Consider the following 2,239-nt stretch of genomic DNA (forward strand, 5'->3'; position numbering starts at 1 on the left):
GCGGGAGCAACGCGTTCCCGTCTCGCAGCACGGCGAGCCGCCGTCCATAGATTCGCTCCAGCCGCCCTCCCGCCTGCTCGACGTATCCGAGCAGCGGTCGGAAGGGTCGGGCGCGAAGCAACGGAACCGTATTCATATATTTCCCCGACGGTCGTGCGTGGCGCGAATTGACAGGCGAATCTCGCACCGATTTCGCAATAATTCGACGACTGCGAAGTATTTTGGGGAGGAAGGATCGTTGCTCCACGCGCGCGTTTCGATCGGCTGGGTGTTTGTTCTCGTCTCGGTTCTCGTCGTTCCGCTTGCGGCGCTCGCGCAGCAAGCTGCGCCGCCGCCGGGGTCGCCCGCTGCCACGACCACGATCACCGGCAAGCAACTCCCGGCGCCTGATCCGAAGTTCGGTGGCGTGATCAAGGACGACGCCCTGCAGTCGAAATACTGGTGGGCGCCTCGGATCGTTCCACCCAAGCAGGCGCCGAACATCCTGCTGATCATCACGGATGATTCCGGCTTCGGCGTTCCCAGCACGTTCGGCGGCGTCATCCCGACGCCGACGATGGATCGCGTCGCGACCAGCGGCCTTCGCTTCAACAACATCCATTCCACCGCGCTCTGCTCGCCGACGCGCGCCGCGCTCATCACCGGGCGCAACCACCACTCGGTCGGCTTCGGCGTCATCGCGGAGCAAGCGACCGGGTTTCCCGGCTACAACAGCGTCATCCCCGAGGACAAGGCCACGATCGGGCGGATCCTGCTCGACAACGGCTACGCCACGTCATGGTTCGGGAAGGATCACAACACGCCGGCGTTCGCAGCCAGTCAGGTCGGCCCGTTCGATCAATGGCCGACCGGTATGGGTTTCGAATACTTCTACGGCTTCGTCGGCGGCGACGCGAATCAGTGGCAGCCGAACTTGTTCCGCAACACCACCCAGATCTATCCCTTCGAGGGCAAGCCGGACTGGAACCTGGTCACCGGCATGGCCGATGACGCGATCGCGTACTTGAACCGGATCAACCAGACCAGTCCCAGCAAGCCCTTCTTCATGAAGTACGCGCCCGGCGCCACGCACGCGCCGCATCACCCGACGAAGGAGTGGGTGAAGAAGATCGCCGACATGCACCTCTTCGACGACGGCTGGAACAAGCTGCGCGAGCGGATCTTCGAGAACCAGAAGCGACTCGGCGTGATCCCGGCCAACACGACGCTCGAGCCCTGGCCGACGGACGTGATCAAGAACTGGGACGACTGCACGCCCGAGGAGAAGAAGCTCTTCATCCGACAGGTGGAAGTCTTCGCCGCTTACGCCGCCTACAACGACCACGAAATCGGGCGGGTCATCCAGGCGGTCGAGGACATGGGCAAGCTCGACAACACGCTCATCATCTACATCAACGGCGACAACGGCACGAGCGCCGAGGGGGGTCCGATCGGCACGCCCAACGAGGTCGCGTTCTTCAACGGCGTGAGTGTGCCCGTCGCGGACCAGATGAAGTGGTACGACGTCTGGGGCACGGAGCAGACCTACAACCACATGTCGGCAGGCTGGTCGTGGGCGTTCGATACGCCGTTCACCTGGTTCAAGCAGAATGCATCGAAGCTCGGCGGCATCCGGCAGAACATGGCCGCGTCGTGGCCGGCGGGCATCAAGGACAAGGGCGGACTGCGCGAGCAGTTCATGCACGTCATCGACGTCGTTCCCACCTTGCTCGAGGTCAGCGGCATTCCGCAACCGCAGCTCGTGGACGGCATCAAGCAGAGCCCGATCGAGGGCACGAGCTTCGCGTACACGTTCGACGCGAAGAACGCGAAGGCGCCGTCGCGTCACAAGACTCAGTACTTCGAGATGATGGGTCAGTACGCGCTGTATCACGAGGGCTGGCTGCTCAGCACCAAGGTCAACCGCGCGCCCTGGGAGGCGTTCGGTGCGGCGAATCCCGATCCGCTCAACAACCAGGTCCTCGAGCTGTACGACCTCTCCAAGGACTTCAGCCAGTCCCAGAACGTCGCCGCGAAGTTCCCGGACAAGGTGAAGAGCCTGAAGCAGACGTTCATCGCGGAGGCACGGAAGTATCAGGTCTTCCCGCTGGACGCCTCGGTCGCCGCGCGCATCGTGGCGCCACGCCCGAACATCACCGCCGGTCGCACCGAGTTCGTCTACACCACGCCGATGGTCGGCTTGCCGCAGGGCGACTCGCCGTTCCTGCTCGACAGCTCCTACACCATCACGGCGGAGATC

General features: G+C 63.6%; 1 protein-coding gene. It reads left to right on the top strand.

Going from position 1 to position 2,239, the window contains the following annotated elements; all coding sequences use genetic code 11:
• Nucleotides 1-268 precede the first annotated feature (268 nt).
• Nucleotides 269-2,239 (top strand): arylsulfatase (locus ACRDUX_RS00995; protein WP_526410145.1); only part of this gene is annotated, 1,971 nt, incomplete at its 3' end.

It is taken from the genome of Mycobacterium sp., assembly GCF_050701675.1.
Lineage (GTDB): Bacteria > Actinomycetota > Actinomycetes > Mycobacteriales > Mycobacteriaceae > Mycobacterium.